Annotated in this window: 17 protein-coding genes; 10 read left to right on the top strand and 7 right to left on the bottom strand. The window is 39.5% G+C overall.

Annotated elements, in window-relative coordinates; all coding sequences use genetic code 11:
• Positions 1-5: 5 nt before the first annotated feature.
• Positions 6-341, top strand: a complete 336-nt coding sequence (locus BMX11_RS24670) for a transposase (protein WP_317040116.1) — start codon at positions 6-8, stop codon at positions 339-341.
• 347 nt (positions 342-688) lie between these two features.
• Here BMX11_RS24670 and BMX11_RS13070 read toward each other — a convergent pair whose 3' ends face one another.
• The 3 genes from BMX11_RS13070 to BMX11_RS13060 form a co-directional block, all read right to left on the bottom strand.
• Complete coding sequence (locus BMX11_RS13070) at positions 689-2,506, bottom strand: serine hydrolase domain-containing protein (protein WP_090884982.1); 1,818 nt, start codon at positions 2,504-2,506, stop codon at positions 689-691.
• The gene (locus tag BMX11_RS13065) at positions 2,493-4,124 is read right to left on the bottom strand and encodes an amidohydrolase (RefSeq protein ID WP_090884980.1); all 1,632 of its coding nucleotides are present in this window, start codon (positions 4,122-4,124) and stop codon (positions 2,493-2,495) included. The genes BMX11_RS13070 and BMX11_RS13065 overlap by 14 nt, the downstream gene beginning before the upstream one ends.
• A 74-nt stretch (positions 4,125-4,198) precedes the next feature.
• On the bottom strand, positions 4,199-4,759 hold the full coding sequence (locus BMX11_RS13060) for a magnetosome magnetite crystal formation protein family (protein ID WP_175474557.1): 561 nt from the start codon (positions 4,757-4,759) through the stop codon (positions 4,199-4,201).
• Between the two features lie 183 nt (positions 4,760-4,942).
• On the opposite strand from BMX11_RS13060, the gene mutL reads away from it, so the two are divergent.
• The 4 genes from mutL (at position 4,943) to BMX11_RS13040 (ending at position 9,705) form a co-directional block, all read left to right on the top strand.
• Complete coding sequence (gene mutL, locus BMX11_RS13055) at positions 4,943-6,784, top strand: DNA mismatch repair endonuclease MutL (RefSeq protein ID WP_090884976.1); 1,842 nt, start codon at positions 4,943-4,945, stop codon at positions 6,782-6,784.
• Between the two features lie 224 nt (positions 6,785-7,008).
• Positions 7,009-7,749: a rhomboid family intramembrane serine protease gene (locus BMX11_RS13050; protein ID WP_175474556.1), complete on the top strand. Its 741-nt coding sequence runs from the start codon at positions 7,009-7,011 to the stop codon at positions 7,747-7,749.
• Entirely contained in the window at positions 7,742-8,596 is an 855-nt protein-coding gene (locus BMX11_RS13045; RefSeq protein WP_090884974.1) for a rhomboid family intramembrane serine protease, read from the top strand. The genes BMX11_RS13050 and BMX11_RS13045 overlap by 8 nt, the downstream gene beginning before the upstream one ends.
• Positions 8,596-9,705: an endonuclease/exonuclease/phosphatase family protein gene (locus BMX11_RS13040; RefSeq protein WP_090884972.1), complete on the top strand. Its 1,110-nt coding sequence runs from the start codon at positions 8,596-8,598 to the stop codon at positions 9,703-9,705. Before BMX11_RS13045 ends, BMX11_RS13040 begins: the two co-directional genes overlap by 1 nt.
• A gap of 284 nt (positions 9,706-9,989) precedes the next feature.
• Here BMX11_RS13040 and BMX11_RS13035 read toward each other — a convergent pair whose 3' ends face one another.
• The 3 genes from BMX11_RS13035 to BMX11_RS13025 are packed head-to-tail and all read right to left on the bottom strand — an operon-like array spanning position 9,990 to position 12,964.
• The gene (locus BMX11_RS13035) at positions 9,990-10,952 is read right to left on the bottom strand and encodes an AAA family ATPase (protein ID WP_090884970.1); all 963 of its coding nucleotides are present in this window, start codon (positions 10,950-10,952) and stop codon (positions 9,990-9,992) included.
• A 5-nt stretch (positions 10,953-10,957) separates the two neighbouring features.
• The gene (locus tag BMX11_RS13030) at positions 10,958-12,334 is read right to left on the bottom strand and encodes a peptidylprolyl isomerase (RefSeq protein WP_262502419.1); all 1,377 of its coding nucleotides are present in this window, start codon (positions 12,332-12,334) and stop codon (positions 10,958-10,960) included.
• Between the two features lie 45 nt (positions 12,335-12,379).
• The gene (locus BMX11_RS13025) at positions 12,380-12,964 is read right to left on the bottom strand and encodes a hypothetical protein (protein ID WP_090884966.1); all 585 of its coding nucleotides are present in this window, start codon (positions 12,962-12,964) and stop codon (positions 12,380-12,382) included.
• 104 nt (positions 12,965-13,068) lie between these two features.
• On the opposite strand from BMX11_RS13025, the gene BMX11_RS13020 reads away from it, so the two are divergent.
• Positions 13,069-13,722: a hypothetical protein gene (locus BMX11_RS13020; protein WP_090884965.1), complete on the top strand. Its 654-nt coding sequence runs from the start codon at positions 13,069-13,071 to the stop codon at positions 13,720-13,722.
• Between the two features lie 144 nt (positions 13,723-13,866).
• Positions 13,867-14,442: a non-canonical purine NTP diphosphatase gene (locus tag BMX11_RS13015; RefSeq protein WP_090884963.1), complete on the top strand. Its 576-nt coding sequence runs from the start codon at positions 13,867-13,869 to the stop codon at positions 14,440-14,442.
• 160 nt (positions 14,443-14,602) lie between these two features.
• Here BMX11_RS13015 and BMX11_RS13010 read toward each other — a convergent pair whose 3' ends face one another.
• Positions 14,603-16,957, bottom strand: a complete 2,355-nt coding sequence (locus BMX11_RS13010) for an OstA-like protein (RefSeq protein WP_090884961.1) — start codon at positions 16,955-16,957, stop codon at positions 14,603-14,605.
• Positions 16,958-17,022: 65 nt separating this feature from the next.
• Between BMX11_RS13010 and tilS the strand changes: the two genes are divergently transcribed.
• From tilS to BMX11_RS12995, 3 genes are all read left to right on the top strand, one after another.
• The gene (tilS, locus tag BMX11_RS13005; RefSeq protein WP_090884958.1) at positions 17,023-18,354 is read left to right on the top strand and encodes a tRNA lysidine(34) synthetase TilS; all 1,332 of its coding nucleotides are present in this window, start codon (positions 17,023-17,025) and stop codon (positions 18,352-18,354) included.
• Positions 18,355-18,855: a hypothetical protein gene (locus BMX11_RS13000; protein ID WP_090884956.1), complete on the top strand. Its 501-nt coding sequence runs from the start codon at positions 18,355-18,357 to the stop codon at positions 18,853-18,855.
• Positions 18,856-19,089: 234 nt separating this feature from the next.
• Positions 19,090-19,551, top strand: coding sequence for a hypothetical protein (locus tag BMX11_RS12995; RefSeq protein ID WP_139180182.1), 462 nt, complete (start codon positions 19,090-19,092; stop codon positions 19,549-19,551).
• Positions 19,552-19,634 lie beyond the last annotated feature (83 nt).

The raw sequence follows: 19,634 nt of genomic DNA, 5'->3' as shown, positions 1-19,634 counted from the left end.
CCTTCATCACTAATATCCTAGACTTAAGTGCAATAGATATTACCCTGTTATACAAAAGCAGATGGGATATTGAAATCTTTTTCAAATTCCTCAAACAGGAATTAAATTTCAGCCATCTAATAAACAGAAGTGAAAATGGCATCATGGTAGTACTTTACACTACCATGATTGCCGCAACACTCCTATTAACCTATAAAGAAATTAATGGGCTGAAAGGATATAAAATCATGAAACAACACTTCTTGAATGAGCTGGAAAAATTATTGATGAAAGATATTGTGGCCTTATGTGGTGGTGATCCTAATAAAGTAGATTTATTACTTAAAATTCCCCCAAAGTGATCTTCCGAACACTTATGGTGCAGACACCAACCATTAGAAAAATGCTATTAACTTAAGGAGAAAACTAAACTGGATTGTCATCCTTAGCCTGTCGAAGGGTAATCCATTTTAGTTTTCGACTTATTAAGAAGGTCTTCGACTACTTGTCACAATTTCATATCGGGAAGACACGTACCTTCCCGCCCCCTCCTTGAAAAAAGGAGGGGAGCTGCGAGCGTACTAACTTGGTATGAAAAGTTTTCCGTGTATTCTGTGTTTCCGTGGCTGATTGTTGATTGCATTATGCTCTATAATGAATATCTCTGTGTGCTCGGTGCAAATCTCTTTTTTCTCTGTGGTTAATTCTCTTATTTCTTCGATTCATCAATCGCCCTATTTACCACATCTTGAATTCTACCCCTGATTTTTAGGTTCGATAATTTATCGCTAACGGTAGGATTAACCCTGTTAGATAAAAATATATAAACCAAACCACGCGAGGGATCTACCCAAACGCAGGTACCTGTATAGCCCGTATGGCCATAAGTTTGAGGTGAGGCCAGATCTGATGGATAATGTTTGGTGGTGTCGGGATCCCAGCGATCAAATCCTAATCCTCTTCTGCTTACATTCGATTGCTTGGAAGTAAACATATCTACGGTTTGCGGCTTAAAATATTCTTCTCCGCCATAGGTACCCCTGTTTAAAAGCATCTGATAAATAATGGCTAAATCGTTGGCACTAGAAAATAGCCCTGCATGCCCTGAAATTCCTCCTGCCAATGCAGCGCCCTGATCATGCACATAGCCTACCAATAAAGTTTTTCTGAAATACTTATCATCTTCTGTAGGAATAATCTGCTCAGCTTTAAAACGGTTGCGAGGTAAAAATCCAGCAGTTTGCATCCCCAGTGGTTTATAGAAATTCTCATAAGTATATTGATCTAGGGGTTCTTCACTGATGTGCTCCACAATATCCTTCATCACGTACATACTAATATCACTATACACATATTTCCCCCGGGTTCTGATAGGCGAATTCAACATTTTAGGCCACATAAAGTTTTTAAAGAAATCTTTCTTGATGTAATAGTTGTCGGCTACCTTGGTTGGATAAGCTGCTGAAGAGTCGCGACTATAATCGCCTGTTTTTACATAATCATGAAAAGGAATGTAAGGAATAAATCCAGCCTGGTGCAGCATCACCTCTCGTACCTGAATGTTATTCATCGGAGAAGTCCTGGCCTTTGGAATATAAGCGCCAATATTGGTATCCAACTTAAGCTTCCCCTCTTCAAAGAGGCGCATTACCGAAGGCGTAGTTGCCGTCACTTTAGTTACCGAAGCCAGGTCGAAAATATCAGTTACCTTATCCGGCACATTGGTATCGTAAGTATGGTTGCCATATGCTTTATTAAAAATTACTTTTCCGTCTTTGGCTACCAATACCACTAATCCTGGTGTAGCCCGCTGAGTTATCGCCTCTGAAGCAATCGCATCAATTTCTTTCAGCTGATTTGAATTTATCCCCGCATCTTCCGGAACAGTATATTTTAATCGGGTAACTTTAGTCGTAAAACCCGATCCAGCGGTATATTTTGCAGAGAAAGCTGTTGTAAGTTTATTTGTTGCCGCTATTCCCCCAAAAATATATTGAGGTATAATTGCTGCTGCATCAGCCGTGTGCTGAGCTGTCCACACAATGGGCACTTGTAGCAGATCGAATGATTTTAACCCTGGTCCGTTGCCAAAATATGCCACAATAACCGATTTATTCTTGCTAATGCTGTTGATGAAATTGATATACTTAGTCTTATTCACGTTTTGATCATCAATGGAAACGATGATGGTATTGTAGTACTTAAGGTCGTCTTCCAGATCGTTCAGGTTAACACTGTCTTTGTATGCATCTGCTGAGAAAGCCGTTACTTTGTCATACTTATTGGCCAGACTATCAAAAACCGAGCTATAGGCAAAGCTCAGGCCAACAGATGCGATGTTTTTCTTGTCTAACGTACGCAAGGGTATAATCGAGTCTTGATTATTCAACAAGACTGTAGTACTGGTGATGGCATTGGTAATGGATAGCTTTTTTTCGTTTTGGGTATGATCTTGTGCGCAGGCGGCAAGGCATAAAATATTAAAGAAACTCGCCGCAGCAATAATGAACAATCTATTTCGCTTCATATACTTTTTCTCCGTTCAGGTAGGTTTTTAAAACTTTGGTTTTTAATATGTTTTGTGGTGTTGATGTTAAAATATCGGTATCAAGGATGACGAAATCTGCCAGCTTTCCTACTTCTATGCTTCCCTTTTCCTGCTCCTCAAAATTGGCCTTGGCTGCCCAAATGGTCATTCCTTTTAATGCTTCTTTAGGTGTAAGTGCATTTTCCATTTGAAATCCGCCTTGCGGGAAGCCTTTTGCATCTGCCCTCACCGTTGCTGCATAAAACGTTAAAATCGGACTTATGTTTTCAACAGGGAAATCTGTACCTAAGGGTATCCAACCGTTTTGCTTTAACAATTGTTTGTAAGCATAGGCATCTTTTAATCTTTGTACGCCTAAACGCTGGCCCCCCCAATACATATCGGAAGTAGCGTGAGTAGGTTGAACAGAGGGAACAATACTCGCTTTTCCGAAGAGATCGAAATCTTGCTGGTTTACCACCTGGGCATGCTCAATCCGCCAGCGCTTATCGTTCTTCCCTTTTAAAATACGGTTGTAAATTTTAAGCATTACCCGATTGGCCGAATCGCCAATGGCATGGGTACACATTTGAAAGTTGTTTTTAGCAATTTGTGCGGCAACCTCTTCAAAGTGTTTTTCGTCGCTCAACAAAAAGCCGCTCTTTTCTGGCATATCGGTGTACGGCTTTAACAAACAGGCACCACGAGAGCCCAGGGCACCATCTGCATAAACCTTAAACGCCCTTACATGGAGCCGATCAGTCTTAATTGTACCTCTGTTAAAAAGATATTTATAATTTTCTGCCTGATCTGACAGCATAATATAAAGGCGCATTTTAAGCTTCTTATCCTGTTGTAGCTTTTCGATAAACTCTACCACACGCCAATCCAGGCCACAATCATCTATTGTTGTTAAGCCTGCAGCAAAGCAATTCTGTTCGGCATCATGAAGTATTTTCTCTGCCAAAGCAGCATCCGGACTTGGAATTTTATGTTCTACCAGTGCAACGGCATTATCGATAAGCACCCCGGTAAGTTTTCCGTTTTTAACCAGCATATCTCCTCCTTTTAAGGATTGTGCCTGCTTTATTTCAGCTTCATCCAGGGCTTTCTGATTGGCAATTGCCGCATGACCATCTATCCGGCTTAAAAAAACCGGTCGGTTAGCGAATATGGCATTCAGTTTTTCATTGGTTGGAAAAGATTTGTCTGCCCAATCGTTTTGATCCCAGCCATTACCAATTAACCAGCCATTGGGGTGACTTTTTGCGAAATCGGCTAATCTTTGACATACCTCTTCCCAGGATTTCGTTCCTCTTAAATCTGCGGTTTGCAGACTTTGTCCATATCCAAAAAAGTGAGCATGGGCATCAATAAATCCGGGATAAACAGCCTTTCCTTCAGCATCTATTTCTGCTTTGCCCTGGTATTCGCGCTTAATTTCTTCGGTTGTACCGGTAGCGATAATCTTCCCATCTTTTACGGCAAAAGCTTCTACCATATCAAAATTATTATTCACCGTGTAAACCTTTGCATGGTAAACAATTACATCTGCTTCTTTTTTATTACAGGATGAAAAAATAATCAACAGAAAAGCAGCAAATAAAAAGGATTTCATATGGATAAAGATAGAAAAATGTACTTACTCCCTTTATCTAAAACCATAAATTAGTCTGTAATAATTTTGGTGTACTAAAGCTTAAAAAAAGCAATGGCCGGTTGATAAAATACGGTTTTGAATTGTGTGGTGCGAACAATATTGATCAGGATAAAAATCAGGTTTCCAATATAAAGCAACCCGATGCAGTATAAAAGATAGGGAAAGTAACCCATGTGCAATAGCTTAAACACAGTTGCACAGCTGTAAAGCAAAAACACCAGTAAACTCCATGTGCCCTGAAAATTAACTACCCGCTTTGCTGTTTCATCTTCATATGCTGTTCGATCCTTTTTTACAATGAAGATCAATAATGGCAAAAGCAGCCCCAACAATGGGAAAATGATGAAGCTTAAAGCCAACAGGTTAAATACATTGGCGTTTCCATCTTCCTCCTTATCTGCGTTGAGGGTAAAGGTATCTACTTCAACCGCTAATGCACTGGCGATCTGCTTTAAGGTATGTCCTCTGGGAATGGTTTCATCCTGCTCAATTCTTTGAATGGTTCTTAAACTTAAACCAGATTGTTGGGCAAGATCATCCTGACTAAAACCTTTTTGATTGCGCAGTTGTTTAATTTTCTCGGCTAATTTCATTTGCGTTAACATTTACTGCAAAAATAGCGTTGGCCCTTAATTTGAAAGAAAACATTTTTACGTCATTTATACGCCAATCGTTTTATTATGATAGTTAACAGTCATTTACATGTTGAGTTTTGCACAAACGGGGGCCTTTTGTCTTATTTTGCCTAATTTAGCGAATTCACATTGCCCTAATACATGACTGATATAATCCAATTATTGCCTGATGCGGTTGCCAATCAAATTGCTGCTGGAGAAGTGGTTCAACGCCCTGCTTCTGCAGTAAAGGAATTACTCGAAAATTCGATTGATGCCGGAGCAGATAAGATTCAACTGGTCATCAAAGATGCAGGTAAAGCGCTCATCCAAATTATAGATAATGGTTGTGGTATGAGTGTTACCGATGCACGCATGTGCTTTGAACGTCATGCTACCTCGAAGGTTAAAAAAGCTGAAGATCTGTTTGCCATACGTACCATGGGTTTCCGTGGTGAAGCTATGGCTTCTATTGCCGCCATCGCCCAGGTAGAGATGAAAACCCGCAGGCATGAAGATGAAATTGGTACCTGCATTTCTGTTGAAGGTTCGCAGGTGATTAATCAGGAGCCTGTAGCTACGCCAGCGGGAACGCAAATTGCCATTAAAAATCTGTTTTATAATACGCCTGCACGCAGGAATTTCTTAAAGAGTAATCCGGTAGAAATGCGCCACGTGCTCGATGAATTTCAACGTGTGGCTTTGGCCCATCCAGGTATTTTCTTTAGTTTACACCACGATGGCGTGGAGGTTTTTAACCTCCCTAAAGGAAATTTAAAACAACGTATTGTACACCTTTTTGGTAATAATTATAATGAACGTTTGGTTCCTGTAGAGGAAGAAACAACCATCATCAATTTAAAAGGATATATTGGCAAGCCTGCCTTCGCCAAGAAAACCCGCGGAGAGCAGTTCTTCTTTGTAAACAATCGTTTTATCAAAGATTCTTACCTCAACCATGCGGTGAGTTCTGCTTTTGAAGATTTGTTGCCAGACGATAGTTATCCGCTTTATGTGCTTTTTATAGAAATTGATCCTGCCAAGATTGATGTAAACGTGCATCCAACTAAAACAGAAATCAAGTATTTAGATGAAAAATCTATTTATGCCATTTTAAAATCGGCGGTAAAGCGTTCCATTGGAAGGTATAACATTTCACCAACGCTGGATTTTGATCAGGAAACAGGCTTTAGCAATATGATTTCGCCAAAGGCTGTTGAAGACATTGTGCCGCCAAGCATCAACTTCAACCCGGATTTTAATCCTTTTGCAGCAGAAAGCACGAGTTCTCCTACTAATTACAGTGCCCCCGCCAGAGGATATGAACCTAAGGCCAGCACCAAAAACTGGGGTTCACTTTATGAGATTACCCAGGAGCCGGTAATAGAGCAAACAGCTATTTACGCTGCCGATGATGCCATTTTAGAAACAAAGCAAAAACAATATATGCAACTTCACAACCGCTATATTGTTTCACAGATTAAATCGGGTTTAATGGTTATTGATCAACAAATGGCACATGAGCGCATCCTTTATGAGCGTTTTCTCGTACATCTTGAAGATCGTAAAGGTGCATCACAACAAAGCTTGTTTCCGCAAACCATTACCCTTAATGCCCATGATTTTGAATTGGCAAAAAGTTTACTCGAAGACATAAAAAGTTTAGGCTTTGATGTACGGGAATTTGGTAAAAATACGTTGGTGGTAGAAGGTGTTCCTGTTGATTTAGGTAGCAGTAAGATCAATGAAACACAATTATTTGAACAATTAATAGAAGGATTTAAAAATTCGCAACAGGAACTGAAACTGAGTAAGAGAGATAGTTTAGCCAGAAGCTTAGCCAAGAACAGTGCGATCAAAGCGGGTACAAATTTGGGACAAGAAGAGATGAACACCTTGATTGATGAGTTATTTGCTTGTAAAACCCCTAACTTTAGCGTAACAGGAAAACCGATTATCCAAACCATTACCTTAGCAGAACTGGATAAGAAGTTTGAGAAGTAGTTTGGGGTTTTTAGTCTGGAGTCCTGAGTCCTAAGTCCAGAGTCGGATTCTTGAAATAAAAAGCGAAAAGAGCAAGGGAGAAAGAGTAAACCCTTACTCAAGTTAACTTCTTGATGGTGAAAAAGAGCAGAAATGGAAAGGCCAGTGTAACGTTAAAGCAACAGTTAAACAATTAAACGATTCAGCAGTTAAACAAGCTGGTCTTGATACTTGATACTAATTAAATGAACAATATATATATCCCACCAGTAGTTAAAAATTTACTGATTATAAACATCTTATTTTTTATTGCGACATTATATTTTCAATCGCAAGGAACAAGATTAGAGTATGTCTTGGGTGCATTTTATTTTGATTCTCCCTTAGCAAAACCATGGCAACCCATCACCTATATGTTTATGCATGGCGGATGGGCACATATTTTCTTCAACATGTTTGCCCTCTATTCTTTTGGTACATTGTTAGAAAGTCGTTGGGGTATGAAAAAATTCATCATTTTCTACCTCATTACCGGCTTAGGGGCATTAGCACTCCAATTAGGTGTACAAGCTTTTGAAACGTATCAACTAACCGGGTCAATATTTAATCCACAGGCTGTATCGGTAGATTTTGGAACGAGTATGGTGCGGGCAAATGTTAAAGGATTGGATAATGAACAAATTGGAAAATTAATTGACATCTACACCACACCCATGGTAGGTGCCTCTGGTGCCATCTTCGGCCTCTTAGTAGCTTTCGGAATGCTATATCCCAATGCGGAATTACTCATCATGTTTATCCCAGTTCCAGTAAAAGCCAAATACATTATACCAGTTTATATTTTAGTTGAACTATCTTTGGGTGTCGCACAGATTCAAGGCGATTCGATAGCGCACTATGCTCACCTCGGAGGTGCTTTAATCGGTTTTATACTGGTAAAAATTTGGAAAGACAAAAACGATACATTTTACACGCTTTATGAATAACAGCATTTTTAAAGACTTAAAATTTAAGATTTTTCAATCAGGAAATCCCATTTACTTTTACATCGGGATCAACGTTATTATATTCCTGGTTACCGCCATTTTGGGTTTAATTGCCTGGCTGGGCAGAACTGATTTAGGTATCGATGCCTTTATCAGAAATTATCTGGCACTTCCGGCTAGCTTCTCCGCGCTACCCGAACGATTTTATACCGTGCTTACCTACATGTTCTTTCATGCAGATATCTTCCACATCCTATTCAATATGCTGGGACTTTTCTGGTTCGGCAGCATCTTCATGAACTTTCTTAAGAGCAGGCAGTTTCATGTTGTTTTCCTTGCCGGAGGGATAGTAGGTGGGTTATTTGCTGTTGCAGCACTTAATATTTTTCCCGTTTTCGCTGATGAATTGCCTCAGACTTATATTATTGGTGCCTCTGCGGCGGTAATGGCCATCATTTTCGCCACTGCCACCCTTGTTCCCAATTACACCCTCATGCTTTTATTTTTTGGAGAGGTTAAAATCAAATGGATTGCCCTGGCTTACTTTATCATCAACTTTATATCCATCAGCGGCGGAAATGCTGGCGGAAACTTTGCCCATATCGGCGGTGGATTACTAGGCTTCCTGTATATTAAAAGTTTGCAAAGTGGCAGAGACTGGAGCAAGATTTTTGAACGTAAACCTAAAATGCGGGTGGTGAGAAACGAAAAGCCTGGGAAAAAGCAAGAATTTAAAGGCGTATCGCAACAAGAGATAGATGCTATTTTAGATAAAATCTCGACCTCCGGCTATGATAAATTAACCGCAAGCGAAAAAGAAAAACTGTTTAAAGCAAGTAAAGATTAATGGCTCAAAAAAAGAAATATAATTTCTTGGATAAACTGATTCTGCCCGTTGCAGTTGTATTAGCCATTGCTTTAATAATGGGTACATTGGCCGGTGGTATGGACCCCAGACAACATGCGATTATCGCTTTTTTTGGCTTAGCATATCCTTTTGTCCTATTAGCTAATATCATCTTTTTAGCCTGGTGGCTCATCAGTAAGAAATGGATCTTCGCTCTTGCTACCATTGTTATTATCGCCATTGGTTCTAAAACCTTAAAAGCTACCTTCTCATTAAACGGAAATGAAGGTACTGCCGAGAAGGTTGATAACAGCATTAGAATGATGACCTATAACGTTCACAATTTCAAACTTTATGGCGGTGAAAATGATGAATCTGTTAAAGAAAAAATGCTTCAAGTGGTTAAAGATCAAAACCCGGATATCATCTGCTTTCAGGAGTTTTTTACCCGATACAAAGGCCCATTTGATATTGTAGATAGCCTGAAGAAAATCCTGAAGAGCAAACATTACTATTTTGTTCCAACCAATAAAAATGATTACGAGGCCATGGGGCTGGCCATTTTTTCCAGGTATCCCATTAAAAACACGGGGTCTATTCCTTTCTTGGAAGGAGTTCAGGGAAACATGAGTATATACGTTGATCTTGCGGTGAAAGGAAGAACTTTAAGGGTTTACAATGTCCACTTTCAATCTATTTCTTTCGAAAAACAAGATTATGAATACCTGGATAAAGTGAAAGAAATGAATACCGAACTTCAACCCTCTAAACGTATCTTAAGGATGTTGAAGAATGCTTTTTTAAAGCGTAGCGGACAGGTAGATATCATGAAGAAAGAAATGGCCTCATGTAAAACCCCTTACCTTATCGCGGGAGATTTCAATGATACTCCTGCCTCCTATGTGGTCACACAAATAACCAAAGGACTTAATAATGCATTTATTAAGCAGGGATCTGGCTTTGGTAAAACCTATAATGGCAAATTCCCGAACTTCCAGATAGATTATATTGCCACATCCAAAGAGCTCGAGGTACTTAACTACAAAATTACGCAAGCCAAGTTATCGGATCACTTCCCTGTACGGAGCGACTTAAAGTTTGTTGAGTAGTGGGTTAATTAACCACCTAAGGCACCTTAGTTATATCTAACCGCAAAGGACGCCAAGGGATGGCACAAAGTACGCCAAGATAAGCTCATTCAAAGTATCAAAAATCCAACTCCCCTACTTTTCAAGGAGGGGGTGTGCGAGAATGTGCGTAGGCGGGGGTGGTTATTTTTACATCAAAACTGGTACGTGGGCCACGAACCAGGGGGATCAAAGTTTTTCACGGACAAAAAGAGTCCATCTTCCATCAAGCCATCTTACATATTAACCCGCAATCTATTTCTTGATTAAAGCAGATCTTTGATGATTTTTTCAATGGATAAGCCCTCTGCCTCTGCACGGTAATTGCGAACAATACGGTGGCGTAGGATAGGTTCAGCGATAGCTTTTACATCTTCGATGTCTGGTGCGTATTTGCCGGAAATGGCCGCGTGACATTTGGCGCCAAGCACTAAAAATTGCGATGCACGTGGGCCTGCTCCCCAACTGATGTATTTATTTACAGCCTCGGTTGCATACTCGGTATTGGGACGTGTTTTTGCCGCAAGTTTAACCGCATATTCTAAAACGTTGTCGGTAACCGGGATATCACGAATCAATTTTTGGAAGTATTGGATATCATCCGCATGAATGATTTTTTCGAGTTTAATGGCTTTATTGCTGGTAGTATTTCTTACTATATTCAACTCATCTGCAAAGGCAGGATAATTAAGTTGAATATGAAACATAAAACGGTCTAACTGAGCTTCTGGTAGGGGATAGGTTCCCTCTTGCTCAATTGGATTCTGGGTAGCCAAAACAAAAAAAGGCTGGGGTAAGCGGTGCGTTTGGCCCGCAGCAGTAACGGCTTTTTCTTGCATGGCTTCTAGTAGCGCAGCTTGTGTTTTAGGCGGCGTACGGTTAATCTCATCTGCAAGAATTATATTGGAAAAAACAGGACCTTTAATAAACTTAAAGTGCCTGTCTTCTCCTAAAATCTCAGCGCCAATAATATCGCTGGGCATTAAATCAGGGGTAAATTGAATCCTGTTAAAATCCAGATCGAGAACAGCAGCAACAGTTTGAACGAGTAATGTTTTGGCTAAGCCTGGTACACCTACCAAAAGGCAATGACCATTACTGAAAATAGCAATTAAAACAGATTTGATGATGTCATCCTGACCAACTACTACTTTGCCAATTTCGGCCTTTACTCTATTGAATGATTGGTGAAGCGCATCAACAGCTTCTACTTCGTTCTGGTACTGCATTTAAATTATTTTGCTTCTGCGGGGTTGTGTTTTGTCCAAATTCTTAACTCAGGGCAGGTATCAAACTCGTCATCAATTTTAATATAAGTAGTTTCACGACGTTTCTCAAACCACTCGCTTAAGGTACGATTAATTTTGTCAGCTTGTGCAGCATCTTTAATTTTTGGAAAATCTTGTGCCAGGTTTGCTTTGTGTGGCGCTATTTTAGATTTCAAATACAAAATGCGGTAAGCTTGTTTACCATCAGCCGCGGTGAAAAGATCTGGTTTAGAAATACCGCCAACTTTCATGGTGTCGATAACTAAAAACACAGAAGGCTCTAATTTATCAACTGGAATAAATGTAGATCTGGATTGAACATCTTGCGCATTCAACATCATTCCACCATTGTATTTGGTTTCTTTATTGTCCGAATATAAGTTCGCCGCAGCGGCAAAGCTAAATCGTTTCGAGATAATGTTATTGTAAATACTATCTGCGTGGTTTTTTAAACGGGTTAAACTTTCTGGAGTTGTTTTAGGCATAATCAAGATATGTCTAACGTGTGCCTGCTCGCCTCTGCGCTCTAATACCTGTAAAAAGTGAAAGCCATATTCGGTTTCGAAAACAGGAGAAAGCTCACCTGCTTTAAGCTTGAAAGCCCAAGCCGTAAATTCCTTAACCATGGTATTTCTGTCGATAAAACCATAATCACCACCATCTGCTGCCGATCCCGGATCTTCAGAATAGGTCTTAGCCAATACCCCCATATCTTCACCTGCCTTTACACGAGCACGTAAAGCCTCGATTTTATCACGAAACCTTTGCTTCTCTGCACGGGTTAATTGTGGGTTTAAGACAACCTCTCCAACTTCAACCTCGGTGTTAAATTCAGGAAGACTATCTCCCAACGATTTGAAGTATTTTTCTACTTCCATTGGGGTCACATTAATGTTCTCGGTAATTTTTTGCTGCATCTTCTGAGCAATCAATCCGTCTTTAATGTTCGGTCTGATCTCGTCTTTGTATTGCAATACCGATTTATTCAAAAACTGCTCTAAACGATCTTGTCCGCCTGCACGTTGCACCATCTGACGCATTCTTCTGTTCACCTCATCATCAACCTGGCTATCCTCAACCATTACAGAGTCGATTTCGGCTTGTTGTTTAAGTAATTTTTCTGTTAATGTTTGTTGCAAAATTTTGCATCTGATATCTACATTAGCGGGGTTCCCCTGGTATAAATATTGGGTATACTGTTGATTCAGCTCAGAGAGTAGGATGGGGTTATTTCCAACCACGGCAGCAACTTTATCAATGGTATGCTTTTGGGCAAAACTGTTTAAACATATGCCTAATAAAGCAGTTGCTACTAAAAAAACTTTCTTCATTCTATTTTGTATATTTTGCAAATTTAGCACTTAAAGCCGAAATTAAATCAGCCTGAACTATAGTTTGGTGAGCTTTTTGAGCTCGTTATCATTAATTTTAACCTGATACTTCTGTTTTAGGCTATTAAGCCACTTTTCCTCTAAACTCAATTGGTAATCGGCAATCACATCTCCTCTTACCTCATTAAAAGCTTTACTGTATTTTTGTTTGTTTCTACTGTAGAAATCGTATAAAGCGGCTTCATCACTTTGTGCCTTGTCCCAAATTTTTTGTTCAGAAACATTGAACATAAGTACGCCTTCGCGATATTCATTTAGCAGATAGTCATAATCCTTATTACCGCCAGCCTTCTTACGGGCAACTAAATTACTCTCATAAGTTTTAATCTCTTCCTGGTACTCGGTGTTTTTGTCAAGCCCCATTTCCCTCGCATCCAAAACTTTAAGTTTAAAATTTATATACAGGTTTAAATAGGCCTGCAGCTTTTCATAATCTGTAGGGGTATTCCCGTTATGGCTTTTTTTGTAGGCCCACAAAAACTCCTTGGTGTTAACCGGCTTACCATTGATAACGGCTACATTTTGAGCAAAAGAAATGCTGTAAACAAAGCTGAATATAAATAAGCAGTAAGCTTTTCTCACACAGATGAGTCTATAAATTTTAAGGGATAAAAGTAACAATTAGCGGCGCTATTATAAGATATTTAACTAATTTTAACAGAAATTATTATCCAACAAAAATACGAATGGAAAACCAGGTTACCAACAATGCCAACGCTTTACGTTTATTTTTTAACGAAGAGGTCTTCTTGGTTGAAGATAAAAGCGTGCAAATCCCGCTTGTTGCTAATGCTGAGGCCGTTTTGCCTGTAGAACCTACCGCCTCCATGAAGGAAGTTGTAGCGCATTTATCCGTTAGTATTCCGCCACAGGCAGAAGTTGAGCCGGTTAAACCGGCTAAACCTTATCCCGAAAACGTCGAGATTCCGAGTATTGTGGCTGAGCCAGCAAGCCCTAAAACCTTCAAGTTTTTAGGTGGAAATAAGCGCTCTGTTTTAATTTTGGTTAATGATAACCAGAACGATGTAAGTACCGAACAGGGACGCGAGCTTCTACGCAAAATTGTAAAGGCTGTAGATTTAGGAACTCCTGATTTTGCCCTGGTCAATTATGCCAATTATCAAGGTACTGATTTTGCAGAATTCTACACGTTTTTTAAACCCCAACTGATGCTTTCATTCGGTGTGGAAATAGCCTCCCTTAAGTTAAACCTGACCTGGCAGAACGAAATAATTGTTCATGGTAACACAAGGATTATATTTGCCCCGAACTTACATCAGCTCGATAGTGATATTGCCGCTAAAAAATCCCTCTGGGGAAACCTGCAGAAGATAAAGTAGTTCTCAGTTTTCAGTTAGCAATTGGCAGTTTCAGTCCACTAGTTGAACAGTTAAGCCACTAAACAGTTAAACAATTGGACAATTAAGCAATTAAACACTCACCAATTCAGCAACTCACCACCTCACCGATTAGCCCATTAACCCATGAAAAAACTCGTATTCGCAACCAATAACAAAAATAAAACAGCCGAAATTCGCGCTGCCCTTGACGGAGAATATGAGGTATTGAACTTAGACGATATTGGTTGTTTCGTAGATATCCCGGAAACTGCAGATACTTTCGTCGGAAATGCAACCCAAAAAAGTACTTACGTGGTTGAACATTTCCAGTTAGATTGTTTTGCAGACGATAGCGGTTTGGAGGTTGAGGCGCTCAATAATGAGCCTGGAGTATTTTCTGCCCGTTACTCTGGCACGAGAGATAATGAACGCAATATTGCTTTGGTTTTAGAGAAGTTACAACATAAAACCAATAGAAAAGCCCGCTTTAAAACAGTGATTTCTTTGTTGCAAAACGGAGAGAATCATATTTTTGAAGGCGTGATTGAAGGAACAATCAGAACCGAAAAAACAGGTGCCAAAGGTTTTGGGTATGATCCGATTTTTCAGCCAGATGGCTACGATATTACTTTTGCAGAAATGGAAATGGAACAGAAAAATAAGATCAGCCACAGGGCGATTGCTTTGAAAAAGATGATCGATTTTTTAAAGCAACAATAGTATTGCAATCAGACTGTCTCATAAAATTAAATTCCTATTCAAATTTGGCATCTTGAGCTTGTCGAAACGCACTAATAACACTTAACCAGGTTCTTCGACAACTTGTCCCCATTTTACATTGGAAGTGCCAGGCTGATCATTGATCTTTATTGATACACGCTCATTGCTGTTTAATTCCTTTAACTGTAACGGTATCTTTTTTTGGCAAAATAGGCTTTATCCCAAAGTTACTGGTGTCTTTTACCGTGTTTGTTTTAGGTAGCACACTTTTCTTACTTAGACTATCCTGGCTAATAGGGGTTTTTACACTGAGTGGCGCTTTTACTGGCGCTTTTACTGGCGCTTGCGGGCTTGGTTTCTGATTTGCTATTGCTTTAACCGTTGCAGGAGGGGTTTTTGCCTTAGGTTTAGCTTTTGGCTTAGGTTTTCCGACAGAACCAATGGCATCCTTTTTAGATTTTGGCCGCTCTGTAGGTTTCCATGAAAAGCCTTTTAAAACATGGTCTTTAGCAACTTTATTTTCGGGATTTAATGCACCTTCAACCCCTTTGATATATACAATATCTTCAATAGCATTTTCATCCTTCTTAAAAATAAATTTAATCCGGCTGCTTAAGGTCTGGTTCATCTCCTTGTACACCTTGGTACTGTCGTCCTGCGTATAATAGATGCTTTCTGCATTTCCGTCTACATAGAGGGTTTTGAGTTTTCCGTCGGTAAAAAAGCCTGTCATCAACCGGCCTTTAATCTGGTTAAAACGCAGTGAATCTTTAGGTGTATTAACCAAAAAGGCATTTCTGAAAGCTTGTAAATTATTCAGCTTATTCTTTTTGAGTTGTACATAAATGGTATCACCAATCTGTTGAGAACCTTCCGACCAGATGATGGGATTCATAAAGCAACGAAGCGTAGAATCGGCACTGGTGTAAAACAAACTATCGGTTTTGGCTTGTATATTGGTTTTAAATACCTTAACGCCGTGGTAAGCCTTAATAATACGGGTTTGAACGGTGTCGGCAGGATTGAACTTGGCGGTATCGGTACCTAGTGCTCCGGGTTTTAAACCCGCAATTGCCTTATTAACAGAGTCTTTCAGTCCCTTCTTTTGGAGATTCTTTTTTAAGCTATCTGTAGTTCTTTTTGGCGCATTCCTGATAATTGCACCCGCTTTATCGGCAGTTTTTTTAGCCAGGCTATCTGCTGTTGATTTGGCTACTTTGCTCATCACAGAATCGGCTTTAGCTTTTTTTAAATTAGCTACAGCACTATCGGGTTTTAGCTTGGTTACATCCTTTGATAAGGAATCGACTTTTGATTTCAAACTATCAGTGCCGAGCTGCTCTAAGGCAGTTTCTTCAGCTTTCCCTTTATCTTTCCTGTTCCTGGATTTTCTGTCGTTTTTCTTTTTCGGCGGTTCAGCACTCTTACGAAGTTCTTTCGGATCTATTTTTGTTTCACCCTCTTCACCTTCACCTTTCTTCGCTTTACTGCCACCATCTTCATCATCCTCACCAACTTCATTGTCGGCCTTGATAGAGATTTTAGGAATCAGTTTCAATGTTTTTTGCAACACCATCTGGGTTTCTAAAGTATCTGCACCCAGCCATAAACTATCTGGTTTTTTCTTTTTGTTAACTACGATAGAATCTTCTGTGCCTATGCCCAGATAAGCTTTTCTGGTTACTAATGTACGCTGGTCTGCCTTATAATAGTACCCCAGATCGCCAAACATTTTCATCTTATCCTTGGTGTCAGAAAAAACAATGTTTTTTACTGCTTTACCATAACCAGCCTTGCCGTAATAATATAAACTATCTCCCTTCAGAGACCTTGTTGCTTGGGTGTAAAGGTTTTTCTTTCCAAAATAAGCATCTTCTGAGGTGGTATTGTAAGCGCCATTTTCAGTGTAGAGATTATCGTCTTTGCCTTTTATGTTGGTAGGCCCATAAAAATAGGTCCAGTGGCTATCCATGTTGTAACGCATGGTGTCTGATTTTACAGTTACCTGAGGAGTAAGCACCACTACATCATATCTAAAATAAGCATCACTGGTAGTGCTGAAATAATAGCCGTTTTTACTGGTTACGGTAACATCCTGGCTCACAATCTTTCCACCTGTAGTATAAGTGCCTATTTTGCTTAAGGTATTATAATCCAGAACATTTGTGGTCAATGTGGATTTTGGATCTCTCATGGTTACATTCCCGGTAAGGTGGGCATGCTTTTTATTTCCATCGTACTCAAGCTGGTCGGAGTAAATGTCGGTAGCTAACTGATTGATGTGTACGTTTTTGAAAGCCTCGAAATAATTCCTTTCACTATAAAAAACAGCACTGTCGCACGATAAAGTTGCGTTATCTTGTTGGAATACAGGTTTTCTCAGATAGTTTATTTTTTTTTTCAGGTCGCCTGTTACCTGCTCTGAAGATATAATTTTAATCTTCGATGGCTTCTGTTGTCCAAACAGGAAAAAGGGGGCTGTCAAGAAAAATAAAAAGACAAATAGTTTTTGCACGTTACAAAGTTAGTTTTTTGTTCCGAAGGTTCGGAATACCAGTTAAAATTAAATATTTTTGACAGATGTTACCCTTACAGCAATTTCAGGATTTTATTCGAGAGCAAGCACTCTTCAATAAAGACCATCGAATTTTATTGGCGGTAAGTGGAGGTAAAGACTCGGTGTTAATGCTGCATCTTTTTAAGGCAATAGGGGTTACTTTCGGAGTGGCACACTGCAATTTTAATTTAAGGGGGGCGGAGGCGCAGCGTGATGAAAACTTCGTTAAAATGTTGTCCTCAAGTTTGAACCTTCCCTTTTATGTAACGCATTTTGAAACTAAAAAATATGCGGAAGAACATAAAATTTCCACTCAGATGGCTGCCCGTAGCTTGCGCTATGCCTGGTTTGAAGAGATTAGGGCCAATCATGGGTATCATTATATTGCCCTGGCGCAACACCAAAACGATGCAGTGGAAACAGTATTGATCAACCTTACCCGTGGAACCGGAATTAGCGGTTTACATGGTATTTTACCCAAACGGGATAAATTAATCAGACCGCTCCTTTTTCTTAACCGATCGGAAATTGAGGTTCTGATTAATGATAATCAATTGGACTTTGTGGAGGATAGCTCCAATGCAAGTTTAGATTATACCAGAAATAAAATCAGGCATACTGTTGTTCCTGCTTTGGCAGAAATTAATCCCAGGCTGGAAAAAACCTTTACCGAGAATATTTCCCGCTTTGCGGAAGTAGAAATGTTCTTAAACCAGGAGGTAGAAAAATTATCAATTAGGTTAATTGAGCATAGGGCAGATGGTCACTACATTGCCCTGAAAGAAATTGAACAGTTGAATCCTCAAAAATTGCTGTTTTTTGAATTACTGAAGTCATATAAATTCACCGAATTTGTAGTTGCTGAAATATTGATGAACCTCAATGGCCAAAGTGGAAAACGCTTCTTAAGTGAAACCCACGAGGCGATTATTGATCGCAATGCATTAGTAATAGTGGCTAAAGATCCAACCATTGTGCACTACCAGACGCTCCACCCCAATACAGAGCAAGTTGAGTTTTTAGGTGAAGTAGTATCGTTATCCTTTTCTGAGACTATAAAATTTGAAGTAAGCCCCGCAAAAGCTTATGTAGATAACGACCTGTTGATATTTCCATTGATATTGAGGACATGGCAAAATGGGGATCGCTTCATTCCGCTTGGAATGCGCAACTACAAGAAAGTAAGCGATTTCTTTATTGATGAAAAAGTGTCTTTACACCAGAAAAGCCGTATTCCTGTATTGGTTAATGGTAATGGAGAGATTATCTGGCTTGCCGGAATGAGGCAGGATAACCGATATAAATTAACGGCTACAACGAAAAAAGTTGCTATATTCGAAGTCAAAATCAAGTAAGTGGATAGTAAATACGCCTATATCGAAAAACAATACATCGGCCGGGATTATGTTCGCATATTTATCCGTTTGATCATGGCAGCATTCTGTTTTGCAGCCTATGTTTATGAACGTGATCGCGATAATACGCAAGATCTTTTTTTGGTGGTGGGTTTTGGGATTATTGGCGTTTCTATGTTGCTGTTGTTTTTAATTCAATATAAAATTATTGTAGATAACGGTAGTGTTATATTGGATGGGCTTTGGACCACCAAGCGTGTTAAAATTGATCTGAAAAGTATTGTTGAAGTAAAAAAGGCTACCTATAGCCGTTACTTTTTTAATAATCCTGTTTATAATCTGCACACCAAGGGAACCATCCGTTTTTACTCTTCCGGTAAAGATGCAGTGGTTTTAGTAGACCGCGATGGCCTGGAATATTTTATCGGTACACAAAGACCGAATGAATTGCTTTTGGTTATCAAAGAAGAAATGCGCAATCTGAAAAACCATGGTCTGTGACACACAGACCATAATCCGTATAGTTCGATTACTTAATTCCCATAGTCTGTGACACACAGACCATGATTAATACTTATGATGGCTCGTGTGCCACGAGCCATGGGTTTGTAGAACATTTTCCCCAAACATCAACACTCACACCATTCAGCTCCACCAAATCATTAAAATAGTGCAGGTAAGCCAGGGTTTTCTTTTGGGCACTGGAATTGGATGATCCAGTGCAAATCAGGTGTTATGAAAGGAATATTATTTTTGAATTTGTTGTTATTGTTCAGCTTATCACTTTTAGCTCAAACGTATACGCCAAAAGTTTCAAGAGATTCACTGGGTGTTTTAAATAGCAGGGTAAGTGTGTTGAAAATCAACATGGAAGTGCTGGAAATGAAAATCAAGGAATCGGAAGAAGAAATGGAGGTGGAGAAATTAAGATTGAAGCTTATGGAAACGAATGGCGATGCAAAGGTCTCTGCGGAGAGAACCAGCGCAAATAGTGCAAAAACGGGAACTGACGAGGCTGTTGACCTGAAGGCGATGCAGAAATTGTCTAAAAAAGCCAAGAGCGATAGCGACGATGCCATAAAAGCGTTGGAAAGGTTTAACAAGCAAATTTCTAAAGTAGAAAAACTGCGGATGGAAATCCAGGCTGAGGAGCGAAAATTAAGCTACCTAAAACCATGGGTTGCGTTCCATAAATAACTGCTGTTTGGGGTGTTGTTTTATTGCAATTGTCTTACACACAATTTAGGATTAATTGGGTTACATTTGCGGTAACAACAACA

The organism is Pedobacter rhizosphaerae, assembly GCF_900111155.1.
GTDB classification, from domain to species: Bacteria; Bacteroidota; Bacteroidia; order Sphingobacteriales; family Sphingobacteriaceae; genus Pedobacter; species Pedobacter rhizosphaerae.
Note: the sequence above shows the minus strand (reverse complement) of the source record. Positions and strands in the feature narration are given on the sequence as shown.